We start from the raw sequence: 26,916 nt of genomic DNA on the forward strand, positions 1-26,916 counted from the left end.
TTGATTTTGAATGAAGGGAAGGAGACCCTGAGTTATGTTGGAGGAAGATAAGCGCGGGATCTTGCTGGAATCCGGCACAAATGAGATCGAGGTCATGGAATTCACGATCTTCGACAGCCTTTACGGCATCAATGTGGCAAAGGTCAAGGAAATTCTGGTTTCTGAGCCGGTCAAGCCCATGCCCCATGCCCACCCGTCCGTGGAGGGTATTTTCAAGCCCCGTGATACGGTCATCACCGTGGTAGACCTGCCCAAATACCTGTTTGGCCAGTCCGGGGAGAAGGGGCCGAAGGACCTTTTCATCATCACCAGCTTCAATAAAATGAACATCGCCTTCCGTGTTCACACGGTGGTCGGCATCAGCCGCATCTCCTGGGGGGCCATTCAGAAGCCTGACAAGACCGTTTCCAGCGGCGACGAGGGCATTGCCACGGGCATTGCCCAGTGCGGCGACGATCTGGTCACGATTCTTGACTTTGAGAAGATCGTGGCGGAGATCGCCCCCGAGACGTCCATTCAGATGTCCGAGATCGACCGTCTGGGCAAGCGGGAGCGCAACGAGTCGGTCATCGTCGTGGCGGAGGACTCTGTGCTCCTAAGCAAGATGATCGAGGAGGCCCTCCACAAGTCAGGCTATGTGAACACGAAAATGTTCCCCAACGGACAGGAGCTTTGGAACTATCTTTCTGGTCTGCGGGGGAGCGACGACCTGCGCAGCAAGGTGGCGCTGGTCATCACGGATATTGAGATGCCCCAGATGGATGGCCACCGCTTGACCAAGCTCATCAAGGACGATAAGGAACTCAAGCAGCTGCCCGTCATCATCTTCTCGTCCCTTATTACCGAGGAAATGCGCCGCAAGGGCAAGGAGCTGGGCGCGGACGAGCAGATGAGCAAGCCGGAGATCGGCCATCTCGTGAAGGTGATCGACCATCTGCTCGGGCAGGAAAACGGATAAATACGGAACGGAGGAGAGTATGAGCAATAAATATATCGTGCGCCAGCCGATTAAGGATGCGCAGGGAAAAATTTGGGGCCATGAGATCCTCTACCACGGTGAGAATCAGGCCTTCACCGGCGACGTGGCCTCTCAGAACGAATACGCCGCCGCGGACACGATTTACAGCTTCCTGACACAGAACAGCACCAAGGCGCTGCGCGGGTCTCTGAATTTCATGACCTTCACCACGATTTTGCTGATGAAAAAGACACCCCGCCTGTTTGACCGCTCGGAGCTGGTCATCCAGATCGACGACAGCGTCATCATCCACCCACTTTCCATGCACTTCGTTCAGCAGTATGTGAAGGAGGGCTATCGGATCGCCGTCAATGAGTTCCAGTTCGCCCCCCGCTATCTGGCCCTGCTGGATACCATTGATTACATCAAGCTGAACATCAAGACTACGGCGGATACCGCCATGAAGAATACCATCGAAATTGGTCACAGCATGAATAAAAAGTGCATCATCACCAACATCGACAGCGAGGCGGACTATCAGAAAGCGATATCGCTGGGTGCCGACGCGATGGAGGGAACCTTTGTAGCGGAGCGTCTGATGACGAAGGCCCATTCCGGCGCCTATCTCCAGAGCAACTTCTTCCGCTTGATGGTGGCTGTGACGCAGGACGATCCGGACATCGACGAGATCGAGCGGCTGATCTCCATGGACGCCAGCCTGAGCTACGGTGTGCTGAAAATGGCCAACTCCGTCTATTTTGCCCTGCGCCACCGCGCCACGACGATCCATCAGGCCATCGTGACCCTTGGCCTCGGCCAGCTCAAGCAGTGGATCTACCTGCTCAGCGCCAGCAATGCGGGACAGGAGATGGATGCCAGCACGGAGGAATTCCTCAAGCTTTCCTTCATGCGGGCCAACTTCTGCAGCGAGCTGATGAAGTATGCCAAGGATATGCCCATCTCCAAGTCCGAGGCATACCTGATGGGTATGTTCTCCACGCTGAATCATCTGATCGATGCGCCGCTGGAGGAAATTTTGGAGGAAGTCCCCGTTTCCGACGAGATCAAGGCGGCGCTGCTGCGCAAGGAAGGCCGCTGCGGTCAGCTTTACGAGCTGGTGCTCAGCTACGAGGCGGGCAACTGGAACGAGATCACCCGTCTGGCGGAGGAGCTGGGGATTCCCAACCAGATCCTCACCAGCGTGTACTTCATCTGTATGGAGAATGTCAATGTGCTCTGGGAGCAGTTGACCAACGCTTACAGCGAACAGGACGCGTCTGCCCCCGCTCCCGCGGAGAATGGCGAAGCCAGCGAGGAAAGCAAATAAATGTATAAAAAACAGAAAGCATGGCATAAAACGCCATGCTTTCTGTGCAAAACGGGATCATAACGGAAATAGCTTGTGACGGGGCTCCGCTAAAACCACCTTACACGCCCGCAGGATCTGGGCGGTGACGGCGGTATTCATCCTGCCTTCATAAAGGGAGAGACGCAGCGGCAGCTCATTTTTTGCCATGACGACATATTTGGCGGGAAGCTCCGTCAGGGCGAGGGCCTGCACATCCATCTTGCAGCGGTCGCAGCAGCACAGGCCGAAGAGCTCCATGTAGGTCTCGGCCTTGCGCTCCACAAGGATCTCCATGATGTTGGCGCAGATGACCTCCTCCTCGTCGGGCTTCTCAGCGGCGGAGTCCACCGCGACAGGGGCGGGGGGTGTTTCCACCACGGGTTCCGGCTGGGGAACTTCCTCAATAACCGGTGCGGCGGGTTCTTCCGCCACGGACTTGGGTTGGGGGACTTCCTCGACCACGGGTGCGGGGGGCGTTTCCACCACGGGTTCCGGCTGGGGAACTTCCTCAATAACCGGTGCGGCGGGTTCTTCCGCCACGGACTTGGGTTGGGGGACTTCCTCAACGACAGGGGCGGGGGGCGTTTCCGCTGCCGGTTCCGATCCCGCAAGCTCCTCCAAAGAGGATGCCAGAGCGTCCTTGATCTGGGAGGAAATGGCGTGGTCGCTGCTGAGAGAGGCGATGATCGGCGAGGTGGGCGGCGTGGACTGGGGAGCACTCTCTGCCGGCGCGGGCACCGGGGCGGGAGCAGCCGCTGCCGGTGTCGGCGGAACGGCAGCCGCTGTCGGTGTCGGCGGAACGGCAGCCTCCGCCGGTTGGACGGCTTTTTCCTGCGCCGCCGCTTCCGCCGCCGGGTTGGCGCGGGTCCGGCTGAGCAGGTTCATTACATGGGCAGTTTTACTGGAATTGGACTCTTTGGATGCGGACATAAAAAATCTCCTTACCTGTCTTGAACAAGGCGCTGCGCCTTATGCTTGCTTGGGGAGGGGAAAGCGGTCGCCTGCCACGATGCTGACAATGTCTTGAAGATCGAGCGCGGGCTTGGAGGACGGACTGTATGTCAGCACACTCTGCCCGTGGGCCGGGGCCATGGCCACACTGACGCTGCGGCGGATCTTGGTGGGGAAAACATGACTGTTAAGCTGCTCGGCGATCTGTTCGGCAAGATCCAGAATATCTTTTGAGAGGGTCAAACGAGGATTAAACTTGTTGAGCAGGATGCCGAGAACCTTCAGCTCCGCGTTGAACGAATTGCGCACGGTGTCTATCGTATCCTGAATTTGGGAAATGCCGACGAGACTGAGCACTTCCGCCTCCATCGGGATGATCAGGCCCGTTGAGGCGACGTAGGCGTTGATGGTCAGCAGGTTGAGAGAGGGCGGCGTGTCGATGATGATGAAATCATAGCGGTCGCCCAGAAAGCTCAGCTGGTGGGCCAGCATGAATTCCCGCTGAGGGGCGGTAAATTCCACATCAGCGATAGAGAGCATAATGTCCGACGGCAGCACGTCCCCGTATTCCGTAGGAACAATGGCCGACTCGATGGAGCATGCGCCCTTGAGCACATCATAAACGGTGTGGCCGCTGCCAATGTCAAGACCCAGTGTAAAGCCGAGGTTGCCTTGGGGGTCAATGTCCACACCAAGCACGCGGGCACCGCGCCGGTGCAGCCCGCAGACCAGAGCGGCGGCTACCGTGGTTTTTCCAACACCGCCCTTTTGATTTGTGACGGTAATGATCTGTGACAAAAAAATTCCTCCTCCGGCAAAAATGAGAAAGTGACCTCTTATTTTTATTATACTATATGTCGATAAAAAAAGATAGAGGAATGAATATTTTTTCTGCGGAATTTGACGCCCCGACAGGTTTTGCCCGTCGGAAGAGCAATTACCTGTGAAAGGAGTAATCAATTATGGCATCTGTCAGCAGTGTGAGGAGCAGCTCCAGCAGCATTTACGGCAATAGGAATGTGATCAGCGGTCTTGCCAGCGGCATGGACACCGAGTCCATGATCGAAAACGCGGTATCCGGCTACAAGACCAAGATCTCCACGCTTCAGCAAAAGCGCACCAAGGTGGAGTGGCAGCAGGAGGTCTACCGCAGCATCATCGGCAAAATGTCGTCCTTTTCGGACAAATATACCTCCTACGCATCCTCCACGAACCTGCTCTCCAGCGGCTTTTTCAATCAGGCCGTGAAGGTCACCGCCACGGGCAAGTACGCCGATATGGTCAGCGCCAGCGGCAAGACCAGCAGCAGCGTGCAGATCCTCGGTGTCAAGCAGCTGGCGAGGGCGGCCACCTACACCGTCTCCGGCATCGGCGGCAAGACCGCGGACAAGCCGGAATTTACCGGCAGCGCGGTGGATCTGAGCGTGAAGAAGGAGCTGAGCAACGTCTCCGGCTCCCTGACCATCAAATACGGTGGCGACCGATCCTTTACGCTCGACTTTGGCGAGTTGGATATTTATGAGAATGCCGATAAGCTGGCTGAGGCCATCCGAAGCAAGCTGGGCGAGCAGACCATGACCCTCAGCGACGGCACCTCCGTAAAGGCCAGCGAAAAGATCGACGTGAAGGTGAACGACGAGGGAAACATCGAGTTTTCCGAAAAGGGCGGCGCCGGCAACGCCGTGACCATCAGCGGCGCCACCGGGAAGATCAAGGATACCCTCAAGATCACCGCTGACGGGACGGAGTCCACGCTCAATACCAAGGACGTTGAGTTGGTGGATAAATCCTCCACTCTGGGCGACTACCTCTCCGGAAAGGAGCTTACGCTGACCCTTGACGGCGTGACCAAGAAGATCAAGCTGCCGGAGTACAAGAAAGACGGCACCGCCTTGAGTAATGACGCATATACAACGGCCCTCCAGACCAAGATCAACGAGGCCTTCGGCGCGGGCAAGGTCGCGCTGGAAAAGGTCGGCGCTGCCGATGGAAAGAGTTTCTCCCTGAAGTTCTCCACCACCCAGGCCGGCTCCACCCTGTCCGTCTCCGGCGACGCCGCCAAGGCGCTGGGGCTGGATAAGGCGGCCACCTATGTGAACACCTCCAAGACCCTGGGCGAGCTGCTGGGGGATAAAGCGGATGTTTGGAACGCCTTCGACAAGGTGGAGGCAGAGGGCGATGTCAAGCCTGTGAACAAGAAAGGCAGCAGCGACGTTGACTATTACATCGACTCCAAGGGCAACCGAGTGAAATCGGAAGACGGTGGCAAGACGTATTACCGGGTGGATGACAAGGGCGAGTTTCTGCGTGAGTTCAAGATCAACGGTAAGCTCGTGGGCGCTTTCAATAAGGATACCGCGCTGGAGACCGTGCTGACCTCCATCAACGGCAACGCCGACGTGGGCGTGAAGGTGAGCTACTCCAAGACCACCAACCAGTTCCAATTCACCGCCAGGGAAACCGGCGCGGGCAGCCTCGACATGGGCGACGGCCTCGCCAAGGCCCTGTTCGGCGGCGGCACCAAAGAGGATGGACTGGACGCCATCTTCTCCATGAAAGTCAACGGCCAGGAGCTGGACGGTATTTCCCGCAGCAGCAATACCTTTGACGTGGACGGCATGAGCGTCAGCCTGAAGGGCACTTTCACGGCCACAGAGGCCGATGCCGTCAGCTTTACCTCCAGCTCCGACGCGGACAAGATCGTAGACACCATCAAGTCCATGGTGGAGGATTACAACGCCATGGTCACGGAGATCAAGAACGCCTACTCCACCATGCCTCAGCAGAAGTCCAACGGCAAGTACTACGAGCCGCTGACTGAGGAGGACAAGGCGGATATGTCCGAGAGCAGCATCAAGGCCTATGAGGAAAAGGCCAAGCAGGGCCTCCTGTTCGCGGACCGGGACCTCTCGGCCCTTTACACCCAGCTCACCAGCGCCATTTCCATGAGCGGAAAGGACGGCGCGGATCTCAAGGCCATCGGCATCACCAGCAATTACAGCAACGGCCTGACTACCCTGAGCCTGAACGAGGAAAAGCTCCGCGCCGCGCTGGAGACCGACCCGGACAAGGTGCGGGACGTGTTCTCCAAGAGCGTGGCCAGCGGTTCCTCTTCCAACGGACTGATGCAGGCCCTCAAGAGCCCGCTGGATATGTACAGCAAGACGCAGGGCACCAAGGGTATTCTGGTGCAGAAGGCCGGTTCGACCCTGGCTCCCAGCACGCTTTACAAAAATACTTTGCAAAATAAGCTAGATGATATTGACACACAGATCGAAAAGTGGCAGGATAAAATGGCGGATCAGGTCGACCGCTATACCTCTAAGTTCACGGCGCTGGAAAAGCTGATCTCGCAGATGAACTCTCAGAGCTCTGCCCTTGCCAGCTTCTTAGGCTCCAACGGCTAAAAGGCGGTGACGGAAAACAATGGATATGCGCGGCTTTCAGCAGTATAAGGAGCAAAGCGTCAACACCATGACCCAAGGGGAATTGCTGCTGTTGCTTTACGATGAGCTCGTCAAGCGTCTCACGCAGGCGGAGCTGGCGCTGAATAAGCAAAGCTACGAGTTGTTTGAAGACTCCGTTCAGCGGGGCATCGACATCACGCAGTACCTCAGCGACACCCTTGACCCGCAATACGAGATCAGTCACGAGCTTGACCGGCTCTATGAGTACATGATCTACGAGCTTGGTCGGGCGAAGATCGGACGGCATCTGGAGCCGCTGGCCCATGTTAAGACCATGGCCGGCGAGCTGCGGGAATCCTTCCGTGAGGCGCAGAAAACCAGCGGCGCGGGAAAGCAGGCGGCCGAATGACCGGGGCGCAGCTTTTGGATGCGCAGGTGCAGGAAAAACGGCGCTATGCGCTGCTCAGCGAGCTGTTTGACCTCACAAAGCAGTTAGCCGAGGCTGTGGATCGGAACGACGAGGTCACGATACAAATGCTGCTCTCCATGCGGGAGGGCCCGCTGGCCCAAATGCGGCAGGTGGAGAAAAACCTGACCCGGCAGCGCTCGTCCCTCTCTGAGGAGGATGGCCGGCGGCTGGCGGAGTTGCTCTCCGGTGCGCAGGCCCAGCGGCAGGAGGAAAACGCTCTGAGCGGACAGGTGGGGACCAACCGCCGCTTACTCGGTCAGCTTGTGGAGCTGGACAAGCGCGTCAACAAAAAGGTGACACGGGAGAAGTCGGTTTACCAATAAGGAACATGGGTGCGCCCCTTGCGGAGCGCACCCATGCAAAGCCTTTTATTTTTCCGTCGGCGGCGAGATCACCCATAGGGGCGCGCCGTTGTTCCGACTGGCGGACAGCTCATCAAGGATGAGCTGAGGGTCCCATTCCATGAGACTGCGCTCATCACTGACGGGGTCGGCGACGAGGAGCTTGCCCGTCAGCGTAACGCCTCGGAGCACGATGAAGTGTCCGCCGCCGGTGAAGTGACCGGGACCGACAAGCGCTACGAGCATATTGCCCGCGAGCAGCGTGTCATAGACTGCATCGACCGTCAGCGCACCGATCGCCTTGGACTCAAGGCCGTAAGCGCGCGCGATGCCGTTGACGATGGAGAGATACGAGCCGTGCCCCTTGGCGCAGTAGCCCTGCTTGGCGGCGAGGGCCGCCATCTCGGAGGGGGTGACGGGCTCGTCGCACAGACTGGAGACGACCATTGCCATGGCAGTCGGCCCGCAGCCGTAGCGGCCGATGTTGTCGCTGCCGTAGGGCTTATCCGCCCATTCGGGGTCGCTTTGGTTGAAGTAAACGAGCGGGATCGTGCCGCCAGTGAGGATCTCCTCGCCGTTGACCGACCGGAGCTCTGTGAGCGAGGGGTCGATGAGCATATCCCTGTCAGAGAGCATCGGCTCGCCGGCTGTCTGCTCGTCTGCGCTGGAAAGCTCCTCCGCCTTGGCGGTCAGTGCCGACCATTGCTCGGCAGTGCGGTCAAACCAGTCCGCGGCCGCCCTTGCCCCACTGCGAAGCGGGGCTGTGACACGAGCGAACAGCTCGGGCGCGAGAAAATAGCTGGCAGTGAGCTCGGCAGCGCCGATGCAAAGAACTGCGAGCATGGAAAGCAGAAAAACCATGCGCCCCCTATGAGTAGAGATTTTTTGCTTTTTCACCGTTTCACCTCTTGTAAAAACGCAGAAATGAGATATGATTATTATAGCATATCCTGTCGGCATTGCAAGCGGTGGGAAAGTGAGAGGAACAGGAACGCAGCCTATGTCCACGATCACATTGGAAAATGTATCAAAATACTACAAAAACAAACGGCGCAGCGGCGCCGGAAATCGTTATGAGGTCGGTGTTGAGAATATAAATCTCACCATCGGGCAGGGCGAGTTCGTTTTCATCACCGGCAGCAGCGGAGCGGGGAAGAGCACCCTGCTCGGCCTGATATCGGGGCGGCTCAAGCCCGACCGCGGCAGAGTGCTGCTCGACGGCGTAAACACGGCGCGTATTTTGCCGTGGCACCGTGAGCGCATCGCGCCGCTGTTCGGAAATGTGGCGCAGGAGCACACGCTGATCCGAAAGATGACGGTGGAGGAAAACCTGCTGTTGGCGGCTCGCGTGGGGCGCAGGCGCTTTGAGAGCGAGAAGGAGATGAAGGAGCGCCTAAAAAAGGTGCTCGGTCTTGTGGGTTTTTCCGGCATGGAAAGGCGCTACCCCGTGGAAATGTCCGTCGGGGAATACCGCTGCGTCGAGCTGGCGCGGGCGTTGATCAACAGCCCGCCGATCCTTGTGCTTGACGAGATCACCGCCAATCTGGATGACGACAGTATATGGGACATTTTTCACCTGCTGACCGAGATCAACCGGAGGGGGACCACCGTTATCATGGCAACGCATGCGAGCCGATATGTCAACATCATGCGCCGCCGCGTTGTGACGCTCGTGGATGGGCAGATCCTTGGCGACGTGCAGAAGGGAAAGTACGGAGATGTGATATAGTAAAACACATCGCCGATAAAGATAGATAGAAAATCCATTCATTACATACCACAAGGAGAGAATATCAGATGAAAGACATGAAGATCAAGAAAAGACTGATCAGCGGATTTCTGTTCGTCATCGTTATTTCTGTGGCGATCATCATTGCAGCACTGATGCAAATGAACGCGCAGAGAGCAAACTACAATGACATTCTGAAGTATGAGGTCGCCGCCAATGACCTCCTCACAGAAATCCGATTGAACGCCAACATTGCCGCCCGGAACGTCCGCGATATGGCTCTGAAACCCGGCGACAGCAGCAATTCCGAGCTGGAGAGCCGGGTCAACGAGCTCCTTTCGGATATGGATGCCCAGCTCAAGGAGCTGGAGGATATCTATCCGCTGGATCAGGCCCAGCTGCAGGACTATATCACCACTGTCAACAAGTGGGGCGATGAGCTGCCCGCCATTCTTAACGCCATCAACCGCGGCGACGGTGCGACTGCGGTCAGCCTAATCAAGAATAGCTGCACCCCTCAGCTCAATGCTATGGCGACCAAGGCCGAAGCGATCAACGATCTGCTCTCGCAGGCACAGGACGATGCTGTGAAGGCTCAGGAGCGCAGCAGCCTGATCTCCCTCGGTGTGATCCTCGCGGTGATGGCCGTAGCTATCATCCTGGTTCTGGGCACCGCCTTCAAGCTGGTCAAGGGCATCATGGAGCCGACCGAGGAGGTCCGCAAGGCCCTCATGGGCTTCAGCAAGGGCGAGCTGGACATCCCCGTGAATTACGAGAGCAAGAACGAGCTGGGCGATATGTGCAATGCGCTGCGCAGCAGCCAGGATACGCTCTCCGCTGTGATTGAAGACATCTGCTACCTGTTGGGCGAGATGGCCAACGGCAACTTCGATGTCCGCAGCCGCGCTACCGACAAGTATGTGGGTGCTCTGGGCGCTGTTCTGGAGTCCATCCGCAAGATCAACAGCAACCTGAGCGACACCCTGGCTCAGATCGACATGAGCGCCGAGCAGGTGTCCTCCGGCTCCGAGCAGGTGTCCACCGGCGCCCAGGCTCTGGCTCAGGGTGCCACCGAGCAGGCCAGCGCCGTGGAGGAGCTGTCCGCTACCATCACCGAGATCTCCGACAACGCCAAGAAGAACGCCGAAAATGGCGAGATGGCCATGCGCCAGTCTCAGGAGGCCGGCAGCCTGGTTTCCGAGAGCTCCAAGTACATGGAGGAAATGGTGGAGGCCATGGGCAACATTTCCCAGTCCTCTCAGGAGATCGGCCGCATCATTTCCACCATCGAGAACATCGCCTTCCAGACCAACATTCTGGCGCTGAACGCAGCCGTCGAGGCCGCACGCGCCGGCAGCGCGGGCAAGGGCTTTGCCGTGGTCGCCGACGAGGTCCGTAACCTGGCCACCAAGTCCGATCAGGCTGCCAAGGCCACCAAGGAGCTGATCGACCACTCCATCGAGTCCGTTCAGGGCGGCAACGAGATCGTCAAGAAGGTCTCCGAGGCGCTGTCTAAGACCGTGGAGGCCTCCAACCTCTCCATGAACTCCCTGCAGGAGATCACCAAGGCTGTGGAGGCCGAGGCCGAGTCCATCGCTCAGGTGACCGAGGGCATCGACCAGATCTCCGCCGTCGTCCAGACCAACTCCGCCACGAGCGAGGAGTCTGCCGCTGCCAGCGAGGAGCTGTCCAGCCAGGCGAGCTTGATGAAGGAGCTGATGATGAAGTTCACGCTCCGCAGCGACAAGAGCTACGGCACCACGAGCTCTCGTGCCGATGCTCCCGCCGATGCTTCGACCGAGAGCTATGCTGCGGACAGCGCTTCGGGGCACCGCGCTGCTGCCAATTCGTTCAGCAAGTATTAAGGTCGTGGAGGGGCGCAATCGACCGCCCCAACCCAAAGGGGATCTTAGGGCATAGCGCTTTCCGCTCTGAGGCGGAGCGCTATGCCCCCCTGCGATATAGCAATGGGCTGTCTGAAACTGGTAAATTTTTCTTTTTGCGTGCCAGAGGGCGGCTGAATATCCGCCCTCTGGCACGCTTTTTTTAGGCTTCGCGGAGGGTGGAGCGATACAGGCGGTAAGCCGCTTGGGAGAGCAGCGGGTTTGGAGGGATAGCACATGGTGAAAAAATGGAAGGTAGGAGCGCTGATCAAGAACCTGATCACGGAGGAAGGCTCGGCTCCGCGGGGCGATGCGGATGCTCCGGGGGAAGCGGATCCTGCGCCCGCGCCCGCCGTCGCGGAGGAGAAGCCCGCGCCGGAGCTGACGCAAACGCAGTACCTTGAGATGCATGGCTCGCTGCTGGAGCTTTGGAAGGAGTTCAGCGACGGTGAGTTGACGCCGCCGCGTGTGCGGCTGCTGGACGAGGAAAAGGCAGAGATGCTTCATCTGACAGGAAAGAAGCTGGAGTTTGAGCGAGTCCGCCTTACCGCGCAGCTTGAGAAGGACGCGAAGAAGCGGCTCGAAGAGCTTCGCCGCGCACGGGAGGGCGAGAACGGAGAGAGACCGCTGGACGCGGTCTGCCATGTCTACGTGTCTAAGGATAAGCTTGTGGCATGGTGCTTTGCCTTTCCGCCCTATGCAGGCGGCGAGGAGATGAACAGTGCGATGCTTGCCTGCGCGCTGGAGAAGGCGGGCGTCAATACGGGGATCGATCCACAGAGCATGGTGGAGATTTTTCGGCAGGTGCGTTATCTGCGCTTGATCCCCGTGGCATTCGGCCAGCCGGAGACCGAGGGCAAGGACGGCTATGTGACCGAGAAGTATCCCCGCGAGCTGTCGCGCGAGGTCGTGATCGACGAGCACGGTGTCGCGGACTATCGGGCGATGAACTATGTGCAGCTCATCAAGAAGGACAGCGTGATCTGTGAGATCACGCCGCCTGTCGAGGGAACGCCGGGAATGCGGTTGGACGGAAAGCCCATCATGCCGCGCACTGTGCAGGCGGCAAAGGTGCCGTGCGGTCTGAACACCACGCTGACGGAGGATGGCCTCCGGCTCATCGCCACGATGGACGGACACCTTGAGTATTCCAACGGTGCGTTTTATGTGCGGCCGGTGCTGGAGATCCGCGGCGATGTGGACTACTCCACGGGAAATATAGATTTCATCGGCGACGTGCAGATCGCCGGCGATGTGCGCGAGAACTTCTCCGTGCGCGCGACCGGATCGATCACCGTGGACGGGATCGTGGAGGCGGCGAGCGTGGAATCGGGCGGCGATATGACCATCACGCGCGGCGTGGTGGGTGACAATCGGGCCGTGCTCAAGTGCGGCGGCGTTTTCCGCGTGAAATATTTGGAGAATAGCCGGGTCTATGCCGGTGGCAGCGTCTATGCCGACTGCATTATGACCTCGGAGGTATATAGCGACCAATCCATTGAGGTCGTTGAGGGGCGAGGGAGCATCATCGGCGGAACGCTTACAGCCGGAGAGCTGATCCGCGCCAATATGATCGGCGCACAGTCCGGCCGCAAGACGGAGCTGACGCTCGGCGTTCTGCCCTACACGGAATATGCGCGTGAAAGGCTCCGCAAGAGCGTCAATGAGATAGAACGGGAAATCGAGATGATCGAGGGAGAGCGCAGACGCATGGAGATCATGGGAGACAAGGCGAAGGCGGAGGAGAGACGTGCGCGTCTGCCGCTGCTGCAGCTCAAGGCGAGCCGTCTTGCGAAAAAGGCCGAGGACCTAAAGGAGCAGGTCGATCCTGCGAAATGCCGGCTTGAATGTGTCACGGTATATCCCGTGACAGTGGTACAGCTCGGCTCTCTCAAGTGGGTCGCGGATCAGGTCCACAGACAGTGCAAGCTCATATACGACGCACAGAGCAGAACGCTGCGTGAGCTTTCCCTGAGAGGATAAGAGGAAAGAGGGAAATGCGTTTGGAGAAGGAATATCCGATGGACTGGGTAGAGCAAATGGCGGAGTCGCTGGTCTACGAGATCGTGGAGCAGATGTCCGGCATTGTGCTGCGGCGGAGCGAGCCGTGGGAGCGGCTGAGCGAGGGCATGGAGATCGACATGATCACCGGGCATGTTTCCGGTGACTTTCAGATCGAACTGCATTTTTTTGCACAGCGGGCGCTGCTCATGCGCCTGACAAAGAACATGGTGGGCTATGAGCCGGACGAGGAGGAGGCGCAGGAGTACGCCATGGAGTTTTTCAACATCCTTTGCGGCCGCTTCATTTCTGAGCTGTATAAGGCGTCCAAGACCTCGGCGCGCTTTTTCCCCACGGAGTATGACCGCACACCGGAGCGCGGGATGCCGAGGCAGAATGCGGAGGATAAAACGGTTTATCTGATCAGTGAACAACAGGAGCTGGCGGCGTTTTCATGGACGGCGGCACCGGTGGACACGATTTTGAGGAGGAATACTGATGACTAAGCGTATTATGGTAGTGGATGATTCCCGCGTGATTCTCGCGGAGATGAAGAAAATGCTGGAAGGCAGCGATATGGAGATCTGCGAATTCTGCCGCAGCGGCGAGGAGGCCCTTGAAAAATTTGGGGAGGCCAAGCCGGACCTTGTCACGATGGACATTGTGATGCCGGGAATGGATGGAATGGAGACCTGCGAAAAGCTCCGCCAGCGCTATCCTGAGGCGAATGTGTACATGGTTTCCTCCATGGCCTACGACGATATGATCGACAGGGCGGTGGAGCTGGGCGCAAAGGGCTTTTTGTTCAAGCCCTTTACCAAGGATGCACTGCTTGAGGGGCTTCAGGGAGCCTTTAAGGCCATCGAGAGCGAAAGAGAGAAAGCGTAAAGAGGAGCGGGGATCGCATGAGTGAATACAAAGCACAGGAAAACGATCTGATTTATGCGCTTGACATTGGCACTCGCAGCGTGATCGGTATGGTCGGACAGACCGACGGTGACCGCTTCAAGGTACTCGACGTGGAGGCGGCGGAGCACAAAAAGCGCGCCATGATAGACGGTCAGATCGATAATATCCGCCAAGTAGCGGAGGTGGTGCGGCAGGTGACGCAGCGGCTGGAGGAGCGGCTCAATGTTTCTCTGGAGCGCGTGTGCGTTGCGGCGGCGGGACGCGCGCTGCAAACGAAAGCGGGCACCTTTTCACTTTCCCTGCCGGAGAATAACGTGATCACGGTCGAGCAGGTCAGCCAGCTCGAAACGGGAGCGGTGTCGGCGGCGGAGGAGACGCTGCAGACGGAGGACGATGAGCGCCGTCGGCTTTTTCTGGTGGGCTACACGGTCACGCAGTACCGCCTTGACCATTACCCCATGGTGACGCTGCTCGATCATAGCGGCATCGAGGTCGAGGCTGATGTGGTGGCGACCTTTTTGCCCGGTGAGGTGGTCGAGAGCCTGTATGCCGTGATGCGCACGGCGGGGCTTCAGGTTTCCAGCATGACGCTGGAGCCCATTGCGGCGATGAATGCCGCCATTCCGGCGGAGCTGCGGCTTTTGAACCTCGCGCTGGTGGACATTGGCGCAGGCACCACGGATATTGCCGTCTGCCGCGACGGCAGCATTACAGGCTATACCATGGCGACGATCGCGGGCGACGAGATCACCGAGGCGCTGATGCGCGCGTTTCTGATCGACTTCCAGACAGCGGAGGAGGTCAAGCGCACGCTGCGTGAGGGAGAGTCCGTTCGCTACACCGACATCATGGGACTGGAAAATGAGGTCTCCTATGAATCGGCGATGGCGGTGATCGACGAGCCGATGGATAAGCTGGCCACGGCCATTGCCGAGCAGGTGCTCGAAACCAACGGCGCGGCGCCCTCGGCGCTGTTTCTTGCCGGCGGCGGCAGTAAGCTGAACGGGCTGAAGGAAAAGGTGTCTGAGAAGCTGAATATGGACGAAAAGCGGGTGGCCATCGCGGGCAACAACTTTGCCAAGAGCGTCTATGCCGACCGCATCAAGCTGGATGACCCCGAGTACGCCACGCCGCTGGGCATCGCAGTCTCGGCGGGGCTTGGGCTGCTGAACGACAGCTATGTCGTCCTGCTCAACGGGAAACCCGCGAAGCTGTTCCGTAGCGGCGTGCTGACGCTGCGCGACATTCTGCTGATGAACGGCTACACCTATTCCGACATACTCGGCAGGAACGGGAAGAGCCTTGCCGTCACGCTGAACGGACGGCGTATCATTCTGCGCGGCGAGCCGTCTGTTCCTGCGGCGCTGACCGTGAACGAGCAGGAGGCGGCGCTGAGCGCCATCGTTCACGCGGGAGACAGCGTGAGCTTCGTCCCCGCACGATCCGGCGCGGACGCGCAGCGGACGCTGGGAGAGCTGCTGCCCGAATTTACCGGCCGTGTGCTGGTGAACAATCAGGACGCGTCGCCGGATACCGTCCTTCACAGCGGAGATGTGATCCTCACGCTCGAACACGCGGCGGAGAGCCGCGGGGATGACCAAGCTGCGGCGGAGAGCCGCGCGGATGACCAAGCTGCGGTGAGGGTGGCACCGGGACTCACGGACGACCAAGACGCGGTGAGGGTGATGCCGAGCAGCGGGGCGATCGAAGTGGAGCTCAACGGCGAGCCGCTGTCCCTGCCTGGCAAGGGTAACGGCCTGCCCTATTACATGATGGACCTGCTGCAATTTTCCGGTCTGGATCTGGATCATCTGGACAGGCCGGTGCGCTTGGAGGTCAACGGAGAGGAGTGCGGGTTCCGCTATGTTATCAAGCCGCGGGACCGGGTGATGATCTGCTATGCGTAAAAAGAAAGAGCGTAAACAGAAGGAGCGCAAACAGAAAAGCGCACCCGTAAAGGGGAAAAAGAAAATTATCATCATCGCAGCGGCGGTCCTGCTGGTGGCAGTCGCGGCGCTGATCGTCTTCAAGCCGTTTGGCAGCAAGGGCAAAGAAGGCGGAAAGGAGGAGGAAGTCGTCCAGCCGGAGACCATTGAGGCCCCCATGCTCTATGAGCTGGGCGACTTGAAGCTCACGGCGCTGCCGGTGCTGAACGCGGACATCGTCGTGACGCGCGAGGAGGTCCCCGGCATGGTCCCGGAGGAGGAAGAACAGCCCGTGGTGCTGGAGACCGCCGACCCGGAGAAGCCGGACGAAAAATCCGACGAAAAATCGGACGAGGAACCGGAGGAAAAGCCGGAGGAAAAACCCGCCGAGTCGGCACCCCCCGTGGCGAACGCCTTCCACTACGAGGGCCTGGGGAACGCGGCGGCCGTCGCCTCGGCGTACACCACGCTGCTGACGGATTCGGCGGTGGGCTTCTACCCGGTGGACAGCACGCTGCAGCCCGCGAAGCAGCCGGAATTTGACACCGACGCGGGCAGCGTCCAGCTGGTGATGGAGGCGGCGGAGGAGGACAGCTTCTTCTACGCCTTCCGGGTAGAGTGGTCAGAGGACATCGTCACCGTCGTTCCCGAAAAGGTGGAGGGCGCTCTGCCCGATCCGCCGCAGCCGGTGGAAATGACCCTCTCCGAGGCCACCAGCTATATGCGCTACTGCATCCCCAGCCTGCTGGGTGTCAGCACGGACGAGGTCAAGAACTACCGCATCTATGTGGAGGACGGCAAGGTGCTCATCAACGGCACGCCCTGCCTCCGCTTCAAGATCTGCCGCGAGAACCCGCAGACCGGCGGCAACGAGAACAGCGGCGACTACTACCTCTCCTCCGACCGGCGGCACATCTACCGGCTGAACGTGGAGACCAACGAGGTGGAGGAGGCCGATCTCTCCGCGCCCTGAACCGGCGTGAGCCCCAGGGCATCGGGACGGCCCGAGAGCCAAAGCGCGGCCCCGGAGCCCGCCCACTGAGATAACAGCGGGGCCAGCAGGCCCTCCAAAACCGCCACCGACGAGCGGACGGACAGCCCCCCGGCCTCTGGTGTCAGGGCGGCGACGGTGTCCGGGTCGGCATCGGCGATCACCACGCCGTATTCCCGCCCAAGGGCGCGGAGCTGCTTGCGGGTGATGTCCCGCCGGGCCGCGAGCGTGAGGGGCTGAAAGCCGATCAGCCCTGTGAAGCGCCCCGCGATCTCCGACAAGACCCCCTGCCGCACCATGGCGCGGCGGGCGGATTCGTTTTCCTGATACAGCCGCTCCGCCAGCGTGGCCGGGGCGGCTGTTTCCTGCTTTGGGCCGTCTGCGGAAAAGCCCATGCGCCGCCCGCCGCGGCCGGTGAGGTCGGCGTTGCTGGTAAAGACAAAGATGCACTGCCGGAAATCCAGCTCCCGCTGGCCGTCCTTGCCGGGGCGGCAGGCGGTGATGCGCCCCTCGTCCAAAACCGACAGGAACATCTTCAACACCTCCGGGTGGGCCTTATCCAGCTCGTCAAAGAGGAACACCGTCCGGGCATTTTCCCGCACCGCCTCGAAAATGGGCGGATCGTCGTAGCCCACATACCCCGGCGGCGCGCCGATGAGCCGGTGGACGGAATGGGGCTGTGTAAAGGTGTTCAGCTCCGTCCAGACCGTTTGATAGCGGGGCCCGCCGCACCGTTCCAACGCCGGGGCCACCGCCTTCGCCAATTCCGATTTTCCCACGCCTGTCGGCCCGTAGAGAATGAGGGACAGGGGCCGGGCCGGGGCGCTTTTGCCGACGTGGGCGCAGAGACGGAACGCCGCCGCCTCCACCGCCCGCTCCTGCCCCAGGACCCGCGCCCCCAGCTCGCGGACAAGGCGGGGGAACAGCGCCCCCATCGGCTGGGGAGCGGGGGAGGGCTGCGCCCTCGGGGCAGGGGACGGCTCCGGTGCCGGAAGCACCGCCGCGGACAGCTCCCCCGCGGGGCGGAGCGTCCGCAGGCGGGCGGACAGCAGCTCGTAGGAATCAAAGCGCCACACGCTGCGGGCAAAGAGCGCGCGGAGCACGCCGTCCGCGCCGCCGTAGCGCACGGCGGGCCGCCAGTAGAGAAGATACGCCCCGTCCTCCCGGCGGGCAAAGCCCAGGGCCGCGTACCGGGGCGCACAGCCTGTCGGCAGCTCGCAGGGCGAAAACTCGTAGCTGCGGCCCGACTGACCGCAGAGGTCCACGCGGCGGCGAAGCGCCTGGTAAAAGGCAGGCTCCGCCCCGCAGAATTGAGCAAATTTCGTTTCCATCGCGCACCCCCTGTGGCTAATCATACCCGCCGGGGAGCGGCTTTAGAAAAAAATTTTGCGAAAAATCGGAAAAGCGGTTAATTTCCCGGAAACCGGGCCGATATAAGAAATGTAAGGCAAATCACCCGGGGCAAAGCGGCCGGCCGGCGCGGCGCTGCGGGGAAAAACCGAAACAGACGGGCAAAAGGAATTGCCCGGCAAACTGAAAAGGAGTTTTTTATCATGCGTATTCAGCACAACATTATGGCGATGAACGCCTACCGCAACTACAACAACAACACCTCCGCCCTGAGCAAGAACCTGGAGAAGCTGTCCTCCGGCTACAAGATCAACCGCGCCGGTGACGATGCCGCCGGTCTGGCCATTTCCGAGAAGATGCGCGCCCAGATCACCGGTCTGAAGGCCGCCAGCAAGAACGTCAAGGACGGCGTCTCCCTGGTGAAGACCGCTGAGGGCGCTCTGCAGGAAGTCCACGACATGCTCAACCGCATGGACTACCTGGCTACCCAGTCCGCCAACGGCACCTACGACAACGAGGTGGACCGCCTGAACCTGCAGAAGGAGGTCAACTCCCTCCGCAGCGAGATCGACCGCATCGCCGACAGCTCCAACTTCAACGGCAAGAAGCTGCTGGACGGCAGCATGGACGGCCTCAAGACCACGAACTTTAAGGCTGCGGCTGATACTAATGGCAATAAGGCTGCCATTGATCTTTCCATCGCCCACGACAAGCAGATCAGCGTTGGGGGAGCCAAAGTAGACCTCACTGTCAAGTTTGGTGCCGTTGGTGCTGATGCCGCGTCGGCGACTCTTAAAGCTAACGGTGAGCTGGAAATTAAGTTGCAGCAGAATAAGACTTACACTGCCGCTGACATTCAGGATCTCATTGCTCACGCGAACATTGATGCCGTTAAGGATAAGCTGAGCGCCGATGAATCGGCTGATCTGAATCAAGTGCTGGCCGATGTGAAGGTCAGCGGTAAAGACACTACCACCAGTGCTACTGACACTGCCGTTAATGATGCCACCGGCACCGTCGACCAGAACAGAAAGACCGGTGAGAAGCTCACCCTGCAGATCGGCGACACCGCTGACCGCTTCAACAAGATGAAGGTCAACGTGGGCGATATGCACGCCAAGGCGCTGGGCATTGACACCCTGACCATCGCCGATCAGGAGGGCGCTGCCAAGGCCATCCAGTCCATCAAGGATGCCATCAACACCGTGTCCTCCACCCGCGGCGACCTGGGCGCTATCCAGAACCGTCTGGAGCACACCCAGAACAACCTGTCCGTCATGACCGAGAACATTCAGGATGCCGAGTCCACCATCCGCGACACCGACGTGGCCGACGAGATGATGGCTTACACCAAGAACAACATCCTGGTGCAGTCCGCTCAGGCCATGCTGGCCCAGGCCAACCAGGTGCCCCAGGGCGTGCTGCAGCTGCTGCAGTAATCCGCCGAACGGGCAAAAGCGATTTTGTTCTCCCCTCGGACGACCGACGCCATACGGCGCGTCCGAACGACCCAAAAAAAGCGGAAGGAGCGCACAAGCGCTCCTTCCGCTTTTTCAGCGTGTCGATAAACCCTTTTCTGTCATTCCGAGGAGCGCAGCACCCGCAAGGGGTACGCCGCATCCGTAAGGCAGCAAAGCTGCCAACGGCTGCGCAGCACCCGCAAGGGGTACGCCGCATCCGTAAGGCAGCAAAGCTGCCAACGGCTGCGCAGCACCCGCAAGGGGTACGCCCCCCTCGTTCCCTTGGCTCCCCCTGTGGGGGAGCTGGCACGGCGTGAGCCGTGACTGAGAGGGCGGGCGGCTGATAGCCGCCCCTACAAGAGACCAGTGAAGCAGGTGTAGGGGCGGATATCATCCGCCCGCCGTCGGCGTACAAGGCAAGCATTGCGGGCGGATGGGGACATCCGCCCCTACGGAATGTGACGAACCTTGTCCGTAGGGGCCGCTGTCCTCAGCGGCCCGCCGAGGGCGTATGCACCCACAGTATCCCCGTCCAGCAGCCTCCCTTGTCAAAGGGAGGTGGCACGGCGAAGCACCCGCAAGGGGTACGCCGCATCCGTAAGGCAGCAAAGCTGCCAACGGCTGCGCAGCCGTGACGGAAGGATTCCGACCCCAGGAAAGCTGTCCTAAAAACGGAATCCCTCAGTCAGCTTCGCTGACAGCTAGCCCTATCCCTTTTGTCCCTTTGGGACATTTCCCCTTGATAAGGGGAATCGGCCTCGCAATGACAGGCTTTTTCGACAGTCTCTTTGCACGCCCTTATTTTTCGCAACGGATAATCAAGGATATGCGACCGGTATGAGTCCTTTTTGACAAGGGGATGCAAGTAGGTCACAGGGAGTAAAAAAGCGTACCGTTTGACCGGGCCGGTCAGACGGTACGCTTGTTTTTGAGATCAGTGTAGCTTTATGTTGTCCGGGTCATTTCGCCGGGACAGGGTCCTGTGCAGAGCCCTGTGTGTCGCCCTCTTTCAGGCGGTTTAGAACCAGTTGATAGCCGCCGGAGCCATAGCGCAGTTCAGTGTTGATGCGGGTGATGGTAGAGCTGCTCACCGGGACCTGATTGCGGACCATCTCATAGGTATTGCCGTCCAGCAGTAGCCCGGCCACCTGAAAGCGCTGGGCAAAGGCGGTGAGTTCTTGAATGGTAAACAGATCGCTGAAAAAGGTGTAACACTCGTCCACCGTGTCCAGCGAAAGAATGCCCTGGAATAACCGGTCAATGGGCTCTGACTGGTTGCGTTGCAAATGCGACATAAAAAACCTCCTTTTTCACCGACCTTATTGTACCAGATGACGGAGGAAATGTCGAGAGGGAAATATGGACCCGCTCAGCTGTCCGCCGCCAGGGTGAAACTCTGCCAGCATTCGGCCAGTTGATCGGCCAGCCCGTTCCCTGCCAGCTGGGTGCCGGGGACACAGTCCAGCCAGGCGAGCGTGGCGGTGCAGCGCTGGAGGTCACCGAAATAACGCTGCTCGATCTGGTCATAGTCCGCTTGGGGGATGGCCTGCGCCTGGGCATCCTCATAGGTCACCTGCTCCTGACCGTTTTCGTCATACTCCGTGTTCCGATAGCCCAGGAAGAAGCCTTTCACCGCACCGTCCTTCAAAGAGACGGCCCGCTTGCTCTCATAGTAGTGGGCGGCTCCGTCCTTGTTGGAGTCGGTCAGAATGTAGGTATAAACACCATCTGACTGGTTCTGATAGGCTCGGATCGCGGAGGTGGGGGTGCCCTGAAAGTCATCCGGCTGGAACACAGGCTGGCAGCTGTCCTGGGTTTTGACCTGGCTCAGGCCGGAGCCATCGGCGTTGACCTGCCAGATGGCGTTGCTGGTATAGGACCCGGTGCCCTGAATCTGGCAGACGATCAGCTCCAGCCGGTCATCCTGGTCCAGGTCGGCCACGGTATAGCCCCACCAGTCCCACTCGTCGGCCACCTGCCAGTCCTGCACATGGTCTGCCATGACCTGGAGCTGCTTCTCCGGGGAGAGGGCGAAAGAGTAGTCCATCGGAGCGGAGCTGCTGGCCGACTCAGAGCCGCCGCTCTGACTGGCGCTGTCAGAGCTCTGGCTGCCCTGAGAGGACCCGCAGCCGGAGAGCAGGGCGGCGGAGAGACACACTGCGCCGAATAACTGAAATTTGTTCATAGAAAAACCTCCTGTATTGCTGACCAAAGGCTACCACGAAAGGGCGGGAAATGCAACTGAATTTTAAGCCGAAGGGTTAAAACAGGTCCAGCATATTGTCCAGATAGAGTTCCTCCCGCACGTGAAGTTGGTATTCGGGCCGGGTCAGATAGTGCAGCAGAAATTCCAGCACCAGGGCGCTGCCCAGGCTGCGGCCTTCGATTTTAAAGTTGGAAAAGCCCATGGGAAGATAGATGGTCTGGATATCGTCCACGCCGATGAAGCCCGGGTTTTCCATGGCTTTGGAAAAGCGGTAGCCCCCGGCGGCATCGGGCGCGGCGCAGTGGTGCTCCTGGCCTGGCTCCCCCAAGTTTTTCCGGCTGACCGCCCGGTAACAGGCTGCCCGGTCCTTGCAGCCGAAGAAGCAGCATTCGTTGCACAAAAACTCCACCTTGTCTTTTAAATCCTGGGGCAGGACATCCAGCTGGGGGAGGGCCTTATTCAGGCGGAAGTCGGGCACCACATAGCGAAAGTCTGTCCGGTCCAGCTCCTGCCGAAGCCGGGAAAAAGCAGTGAGGACTTTGGTGGTGGAGGAGACGAAATAGAGCCCGGGATACTCCGCCTGCAGGTAGTGCAGCAGCAGGTCTGAGTGGACGATAATGCCGTTTTGCGGGCCGTCATACTCGGCAAACAGGCGGGCCAGGGCGTTGCACTTGGGGTCGGAGAGGTGCTCGGGCCGGAGGAGGGAGTTGCTAAAGGTCAGCCGGGCGGAGATGCCGTATTCCGCCATCAGCTCCAGCACTTCCCGGGGATCGTGTTCCCCGCAGCCAACCCGTCCGCCGCCCCAGAGACAATCCGAGGGAGCGCCGTAAATAGAGCCGATTCGGCACCAGGGGTAAAAGTATTCCCGGTGGGCCCGGAACAGAGGCAGAAAAACCTGGTAGAGTTCATAAAATTCAAATAGACCGGGGAGGTGATAGTAAGCGACATCTCGTTTCACGGTGTGACTCCTTCTTTGGTGTGGTATCGTGCGGCGTTCTGCTTGCATTATAAAAGAAATGCCGCAATTCTGCAAGGAGGCCCCAGCATAGGGACGACCATCCTTTACATAGTTTGGAACAGGGGGTGTTATCATGCTGTCTCCGGCCATTTATTTGCTTTTGAACGGTCTGTTTTTCACCCTGCGCCTGTCAGGTGGGGGCGGGTCCTTTCCACGTCCCCTGAAGGCGGAGGAGGAGCGGGAATATTTGCAGCGCTGGGCCCAGGGGGATTTAGAAGCTCGCAACAAGCTGGTGGAACACAATCTGCGCCTGGTGGCCCACATCGTGAAAAAGTACTACTCCCAGTCCGGGGACCAGGACGACCTGATCTCCATCGGCACCATCGGGCTTATCAAAGGAATTTCGACTTTTAAAGCGGATAAAAATGTGAGGTTGGCGACTTATGCCAGCAGGTGTATAGAAAATACTATCCTCACTTAGCGGAACTATCGGAGGATGAAGTAGCAAAACAGGCACCTTTTGGTGCAAAATGGCGCCTGCTGGCGCAAGTGGAAGTCCGCTGCTACATTCTGATTTCCAATATATCAGGTTCAGTAAAAGTAGCCCCGCTACAAATTCTTCAATTTCCGGTGATACTGCCGCACAAGTTTCAGGATGCAGAAAAGTTCAATCTGCAGTTCTCGGACTTCTCCGAAATCACTGAAACAGCGGACAAGCTCCGCTGGCTTCGATACCAGAAAGGCTTGCGGCAGAGAGACGTAGCTGACTACGCCGGTATATACCGAAGTACTTATATTCATTATGAAGAATATGGAAAGGACTTTTACTCTCCGAAGCACATGGAGAAAATCGCGCAGCTTTTCGAGGTTCCAGTCGAAAGACTTCTGGATGACTACAATCTCTTTCTGAGAAACGGCCAGGGTAAGCAGATCAAGGCAATTCGAATGAAGCTTGGCCTAACGCAAAGAGAGTATGCTGATAGGCTAGGCATCAGCCTTTGCAACCTCAAACAATGGGAGCAGAACAGAAAACAACTTTTCAAATCCACTTGGGAGAAGTACTTCAAATAGAGGGTAAATGCTCTTAACTGCGATGAGAATGTACTGCGTGACTGTCGTATACAGAATAACCGAGCAGACTGGTCTTGATAATCAGTCTGCTCGGTTTTCTATCAGGTCAGCGTTCATGAGAACCCTGTGGATTTATTATGCTTGTTCTTTCAAATGCTTCACTACTGCATCTACCAGCTCTAACTTTTGCTCCGTGGAACAGGGCAACTTCAAGATGTTCTTCAGTGCCTGCTCTGCATGAAATTTTGCAAGTTCATGGGCAAGTTCCTTTTGTGCTTGCTCTGACTTGGGATAGATTAGAAATACTTCCATTGTTGCCCTCCTTTCCAGAGCGTTTGATGCTTAACTCTATGTGCGTTTTCCATTGCATATGCCGTGTCTGAATATTCCCAGACTTCGAATTCAGCATGTAGACCTCCTTCTACATAAACTAAAGAGCTCTTCAGAATAAATGTAGAAAAAGAGGGCCTTTTGACCACCCTAACGGGATAAAAATCTTCCAACGATTGACTATGCAGGAAGATAGGAAGAAAAAGAAACAGCCCTGCTGCAGTTTACTCTGCAACAGGGCTGCTCTCTTTTAATAATCTCTGCGTCTTTGCAATGACTGACCAAATATCCTTTTCGAATTGGATACTCCCATGAAATAACGGAGCCAAAAAGAAAAGGGCCTCCTTTATGTTCCTCAAATCCACATAATCGGTTCGGTTGTCTTGGAGGTGTTGATGCGTTTCATAATATCTGACCCGCACATCTTCTGATACAGAATCCGAAACGAAGTAGGTCGCAATAAGGCCGTCAATTAGCGCGACCTCATCCATCGTAAAGAACATATAATTTCTCCCATCGTGAACAATACCAGCATATAGTACCACACAGCGCTCTCAAGTACAAGATAATTCCTGTTCCGCAAAGCAGCAGCCATGGAGCGTTTCATATTCTGCCAGCAGCTCCGATCCAGCGGCACGATGAATGCAGCCGTCCACACCGCCGCCACCCAGCAGCGACTCGTTGGCAGCGTTGACGATGGCGTCCACCTTCATTTTTGTGATGTCATTTCTGACGATTTGAAGCGGCATAATCAAGCCATCCCATTCGGTTACTTCGCGCCGGTCAGCAGCTTGTCCAGCGGGATTCGTTCCGGGTATTTTCCTTCGGTCAGAATGTCGTATAAATACCTGTTATCCAGAATCATATCGTCCCGGATAAGCTGCCAGTTTGCCTTTTTCCTGAAAAACACCTTGAAGATCAGAAAGTTCATGATCGCCCCAATTACCGGCGTGGTCATGCCGAAAGCCTCGGTGTGAGAGAAATTGCATCCTGTTTCCGTTCTTTTTCCTTCAAAGGTGATGAACGCCGTCTTCTTGTCGCTCCGGAATACAATGCAGAAGTGGTTCTCATCCTGTTCGCATTCCGTAATCGTGCCTGTCACATCGTAGTCCAGCCCCATAACAATCTCGCGGAAGCGGACCTTACTTCCAGCATGATAGTTCCCGTTATAGAGATTGCATTCGATGTGGTAGGGACTCCATTTCACAAACTCTTCCTCAAAGTTAGCAGTCCATGCCTTTAATTTTTCATAGGAAGCCGGAATCTCTATCTGCTCGGTAAGTACAACCATTTTTCTATTTCTCCTGTCAAAGCTGTCACCCCAAAATGATTTTTCTAAGTCTTTCTAAATCGTCCTCATCCGGATGGGAAAGCGCACGGTCAAAGTTATCGATCAACGCATCAATATTTGCCGGATGCTCCGGCTGTGCCTTCATTTTCATATAGCGATCCCGTACAGACTGCGGCATTTTCCCCTGACACATATATTCTCCGACCACAGTATTGCTTGGGTCAACAGACTGCTTGATGTGATCAAGAATCTTCTGGAAATATGCCGCACTGCCGCCGAAGCCCGCCGTCCCGAACAGAAAAATCTTTTTGCCTCTCAGCTTTGACAGCAGTTGCAAGACAGCACTGTCCGCATTGCCCTTATCCGTCCAAAAGCCGACATAGAGCATTTCAGAGTGCAATTCCGCCGTTTCCGGCGCACCGAAATAATCACAGTCTTCTGACGGAAGCACTGCGCGGATTGTGTCGGCGAGTTTTTTCGTGTTGCCGGTCAAGCTGCTGAATATAATCGAATATCTTCCCTTATCCATAGCAAAAGCCTCCTGCCTTATCAAAGCGGCATCGGTGTCCGGGCAATCAGTATGACCGCAAGAATTGCGCCCACAAATGCCGCAGCCCCTATAACCGCCAACACCTTTTTGCCGAGTTTCTTCTTCACTGCCTTGCAGATCAGCGCGGCGCAAGCCATGCAGACAGCCGCAGCAACAAGTGCAATGCCCAACATTTCCCATAACCAAGATAGTTCATATAGGATTTTCATGCGATCAACATCTCCTGTTCGTTAAATTGGAAGTTAGCGATTTCTTTTTCCGGTATTCTCTGTCCCACGGATTTCCTCATGATAGAAATAATCTACGATCACCGGATGCCCCTGCGGGACTCTGCCATAAGGCATTTCATTATCCGCAAAGACACAATCATACTTCTTAGCCATTTCCTCAGCTTTTACTTCAAGTGCTTCAAAGTAGCTACGGTTATGCTTGTTATAGATCTCGTCGTAAAGTGGTACAAGATCAGGATATTTTCCAGCGATATAATCCATAATTGTCTTTTTGAAACCGCCTCGAAGATTGAGATTTTCGAGCCAGAACAGATCGCACTGATCCTTTACCCGCTCAAAGATTGCTTCAAAATCCGTGATGCCGGGGAATACCGGAGATACGAAACAGACTGTACGGATACCTGCATCATATACTTCCTTCATAGCAGCGATGCGCCGTTCAATGCTCGAAGCAGAGTCCATATCGTTCTTGAAATTTTCATCCAGTGTGTTGATCGACCATGAAACGGTCACTCGTCCAAGGTTCTTCAGCAGATCAATATCCCGTACCACAAGATC

27 protein-coding genes and 2 pseudogenes are annotated in these 26,916 nt (G+C 57.6%); 15 read left to right on the forward strand and 14 right to left on the reverse strand.

The features are described from left to right. Positions 1–34 precede the first annotated feature (34 nt). Together H8S55_RS11760 and H8S55_RS11765 are read left to right on the forward strand one after the other, a co-directional pair. Positions 35–958 carry a chemotaxis protein gene (locus tag H8S55_RS11760; RefSeq protein ID WP_186879111.1) on the forward strand — a complete coding sequence of 308 codons (924 nt, stop codon included), beginning with the start codon at positions 35–37 and terminating at the stop codon, positions 956–958. Positions 959–977: 19 nt separating this feature from the next. Beyond that, on the forward strand, positions 978–2,285 hold the full coding sequence (locus H8S55_RS11765; protein WP_186879112.1) for an EAL and HDOD domain-containing protein: 1,308 nt from the start codon (positions 978–980) through the stop codon (positions 2,283–2,285). Positions 2,286–2,342: 57 nt separating this feature from the next. Here H8S55_RS11765 and H8S55_RS11770 read toward each other — a convergent pair whose 3' ends face one another. Together H8S55_RS11770 and H8S55_RS11775 are read right to left on the reverse strand one after the other, a co-directional pair. Further along, positions 2,343–3,236 carry a late competence development ComFB family protein gene (locus H8S55_RS11770; protein WP_186879113.1) on the reverse strand — a complete coding sequence of 298 codons (894 nt, stop codon included), beginning with the start codon at positions 3,234–3,236 and terminating at the stop codon, positions 2,343–2,345. Positions 3,237–3,275: 39 nt separating this feature from the next. Continuing rightward, positions 3,276–4,055 carry a ParA family protein gene (locus tag H8S55_RS11775; RefSeq protein ID WP_147562056.1) on the reverse strand — a complete coding sequence of 260 codons (780 nt, stop codon included), beginning with the start codon at positions 4,053–4,055 and terminating at the stop codon, positions 3,276–3,278. Between the two features lie 164 nt (positions 4,056–4,219). On the opposite strand from H8S55_RS11775, the gene fliD reads away from it, so the two are divergent. The 3 genes from fliD to H8S55_RS11790 are packed head-to-tail and all read left to right on the forward strand — an operon-like array spanning position 4,220 to position 7,456. Further along, on the forward strand, positions 4,220–6,664 hold the full coding sequence (gene fliD, locus H8S55_RS11780) for a flagellar filament capping protein FliD (RefSeq protein ID WP_186879114.1): 2,445 nt from the start codon (positions 4,220–4,222) through the stop codon (positions 6,662–6,664). A 19-nt stretch (positions 6,665–6,683) separates the two neighbouring features. Continuing rightward, on the forward strand, positions 6,684–7,073 hold the full coding sequence (gene fliS / locus H8S55_RS11785) for a flagellar export chaperone FliS (protein WP_147562060.1): 390 nt from the start codon (positions 6,684–6,686) through the stop codon (positions 7,071–7,073). Beyond that, positions 7,070–7,456 carry a hypothetical protein gene (locus H8S55_RS11790; RefSeq protein WP_186879115.1) on the forward strand — a complete coding sequence of 129 codons (387 nt, stop codon included), beginning with the start codon at positions 7,070–7,072 and terminating at the stop codon, positions 7,454–7,456. The genes fliS and H8S55_RS11790 overlap by 4 nt, the downstream gene beginning before the upstream one ends. Positions 7,457–7,501: 45 nt before the next feature. Here H8S55_RS11790 and H8S55_RS11795 read toward each other — a convergent pair whose 3' ends face one another. Then, the gene (locus H8S55_RS11795) at positions 7,502–8,371 is read right to left on the reverse strand and encodes a C39 family peptidase (RefSeq protein ID WP_366467928.1); all 870 of its coding nucleotides are present in this window, start codon (positions 8,369–8,371) and stop codon (positions 7,502–7,504) included. Between the two features lie 103 nt (positions 8,372–8,474). Between H8S55_RS11795 and H8S55_RS11800 the strand changes: the two genes are divergently transcribed. The 7 genes from H8S55_RS11800 (at position 8,475) to H8S55_RS11830 (ending at position 16,894) form a co-directional block, all read left to right on the forward strand. After that, positions 8,475–9,203: a cell division ATP-binding protein FtsE gene (locus tag H8S55_RS11800; protein WP_186879116.1), complete on the forward strand. Its 729-nt coding sequence runs from the start codon at positions 8,475–8,477 to the stop codon at positions 9,201–9,203. A gap of 68 nt (positions 9,204–9,271) precedes the next feature. Beyond that, on the forward strand, positions 9,272–11,068 hold the full coding sequence (locus tag H8S55_RS11805) for a methyl-accepting chemotaxis protein (RefSeq protein WP_186879117.1): 1,797 nt from the start codon (positions 9,272–9,274) through the stop codon (positions 11,066–11,068). A 255-nt stretch (positions 11,069–11,323) separates the two neighbouring features. After that, positions 11,324–13,069, forward strand: a complete 1,746-nt coding sequence (locus H8S55_RS11810; RefSeq protein ID WP_186879118.1) for a flagellar assembly protein A — start codon at positions 11,324–11,326, stop codon at positions 13,067–13,069. Positions 13,070–13,089: 20 nt separating this feature from the next. After that, on the forward strand, positions 13,090–13,593 hold the full coding sequence (locus tag H8S55_RS11815; RefSeq protein ID WP_186879119.1) for a chemotaxis protein CheX: 504 nt from the start codon (positions 13,090–13,092) through the stop codon (positions 13,591–13,593). Next, positions 13,586–13,975, forward strand: coding sequence for a response regulator transcription factor (locus tag H8S55_RS11820; RefSeq protein ID WP_243200591.1), 390 nt, complete (start codon positions 13,586–13,588; stop codon positions 13,973–13,975). The genes H8S55_RS11815 and H8S55_RS11820 overlap by 8 nt, the downstream gene beginning before the upstream one ends. A 17-nt stretch (positions 13,976–13,992) precedes the next feature. After that, positions 13,993–15,903 carry a cell division protein FtsA gene (locus tag H8S55_RS11825; RefSeq protein WP_186879120.1) on the forward strand — a complete coding sequence of 637 codons (1,911 nt, stop codon included), beginning with the start codon at positions 13,993–13,995 and terminating at the stop codon, positions 15,901–15,903. Further along, on the forward strand, positions 15,896–16,894 hold the full coding sequence (locus H8S55_RS11830) for a hypothetical protein (RefSeq protein WP_186879121.1): 999 nt from the start codon (positions 15,896–15,898) through the stop codon (positions 16,892–16,894). The genes H8S55_RS11825 and H8S55_RS11830 overlap by 8 nt, the downstream gene beginning before the upstream one ends. Here H8S55_RS11830 and H8S55_RS11835 read toward each other — a convergent pair. Then, positions 16,837–18,243, reverse strand: coding sequence for an AAA family ATPase (locus H8S55_RS11835; protein WP_186879122.1), 1,407 nt, complete (start codon positions 18,241–18,243; stop codon positions 16,837–16,839). The two genes, H8S55_RS11830 and H8S55_RS11835, sit on opposite strands and share 58 nt — an antisense overlap. Before the next feature lie 222 nt (positions 18,244–18,465). On the opposite strand from H8S55_RS11835, the gene H8S55_RS11840 reads away from it, so the two are divergent. Further along, on the forward strand, positions 18,466–19,701 hold the full coding sequence (locus H8S55_RS11840; protein ID WP_186879123.1) for a flagellin N-terminal helical domain-containing protein: 1,236 nt from the start codon (positions 18,466–18,468) through the stop codon (positions 19,699–19,701). A 980-nt stretch (positions 19,702–20,681) separates the two neighbouring features. Here the strand turns inward: H8S55_RS11840 and H8S55_RS11845 are convergent. From H8S55_RS11845 to H8S55_RS11855, 3 genes are all read right to left on the reverse strand, one after another. Then, positions 20,682–21,017 carry a YerC/YecD family TrpR-related protein gene (locus tag H8S55_RS11845; RefSeq protein WP_147562083.1) on the reverse strand — a complete coding sequence of 112 codons (336 nt, stop codon included), beginning with the start codon at positions 21,015–21,017 and terminating at the stop codon, positions 20,682–20,684. A gap of 74 nt (positions 21,018–21,091) precedes the next feature. Continuing rightward, positions 21,092–21,907, reverse strand: a complete 816-nt coding sequence (locus H8S55_RS11850; protein WP_186879124.1) for a hypothetical protein — start codon at positions 21,905–21,907, stop codon at positions 21,092–21,094. A gap of 76 nt (positions 21,908–21,983) precedes the next feature. Beyond that, positions 21,984–22,886: a hypothetical protein gene (locus tag H8S55_RS11855; RefSeq protein WP_366467933.1), complete on the reverse strand. Its 903-nt coding sequence runs from the start codon at positions 22,884–22,886 to the stop codon at positions 21,984–21,986. Positions 22,887–23,019: 133 nt separating this feature from the next. On the opposite strand from H8S55_RS11855, the pseudogene H8S55_RS11860 reads away from it, so the two are divergent. Continuing rightward, positions 23,020–23,361, forward strand: a pseudogene (locus H8S55_RS11860) (sigma-70 family RNA polymerase sigma factor); the annotation flags it as partial. A gap of 155 nt (positions 23,362–23,516) precedes the next feature. Then, positions 23,517–23,957: a helix-turn-helix domain-containing protein gene (locus tag H8S55_RS14240; protein WP_366467938.1), complete on the forward strand. Its 441-nt coding sequence runs from the start codon at positions 23,517–23,519 to the stop codon at positions 23,955–23,957. A 135-nt stretch (positions 23,958–24,092) separates the two neighbouring features. Here the strand turns inward: H8S55_RS14240 and H8S55_RS11870 are convergent, their stop codons facing one another. The 7 genes and pseudogenes from H8S55_RS11870 to H8S55_RS11900 form a co-directional block, all read right to left on the reverse strand. Further along, on the reverse strand, positions 24,093–24,269 hold the full coding sequence (locus tag H8S55_RS11870; protein WP_022289753.1) for a hypothetical protein: 177 nt from the start codon (positions 24,267–24,269) through the stop codon (positions 24,093–24,095). Between the two features lie 242 nt (positions 24,270–24,511). Beyond that, complete coding sequence (locus tag H8S55_RS11875) at positions 24,512–24,790, reverse strand: hypothetical protein (protein WP_022289754.1); 279 nt, start codon at positions 24,788–24,790, stop codon at positions 24,512–24,514. Positions 24,791–24,874: 84 nt separating this feature from the next. After that, a pseudogene (locus tag H8S55_RS11880) lies at positions 24,875–25,036 on the reverse strand (macro domain-containing protein); the annotation flags it as partial. Between the two features lie 20 nt (positions 25,037–25,056). Continuing rightward, positions 25,057–25,578, reverse strand: coding sequence for an SRPBCC family protein (locus H8S55_RS11885; protein ID WP_186879127.1), 522 nt, complete (start codon positions 25,576–25,578; stop codon positions 25,057–25,059). A gap of 25 nt (positions 25,579–25,603) precedes the next feature. Further along, positions 25,604–26,107: a flavodoxin family protein BilS gene (bilS, locus tag H8S55_RS11890; protein WP_186879128.1), complete on the reverse strand. Its 504-nt coding sequence runs from the start codon at positions 26,105–26,107 to the stop codon at positions 25,604–25,606. A 20-nt stretch (positions 26,108–26,127) separates the two neighbouring features. After that, positions 26,128–26,337, reverse strand: coding sequence for a hypothetical protein (locus H8S55_RS11895; RefSeq protein WP_186879129.1), 210 nt, complete (start codon positions 26,335–26,337; stop codon positions 26,128–26,130). A 33-nt stretch (positions 26,338–26,370) separates the two neighbouring features. After that, on the reverse strand, positions 26,371–26,916 hold a 546-nt coding region (locus tag H8S55_RS11900; protein WP_366467936.1), incomplete at its 5' end, for a radical SAM protein.

This window comes from Flintibacter faecis (assembly GCF_014287875.1).
Classification (GTDB): Bacteria; Bacillota; Clostridia; order Oscillospirales; family Oscillospiraceae; genus Lawsonibacter; species Lawsonibacter faecis_A.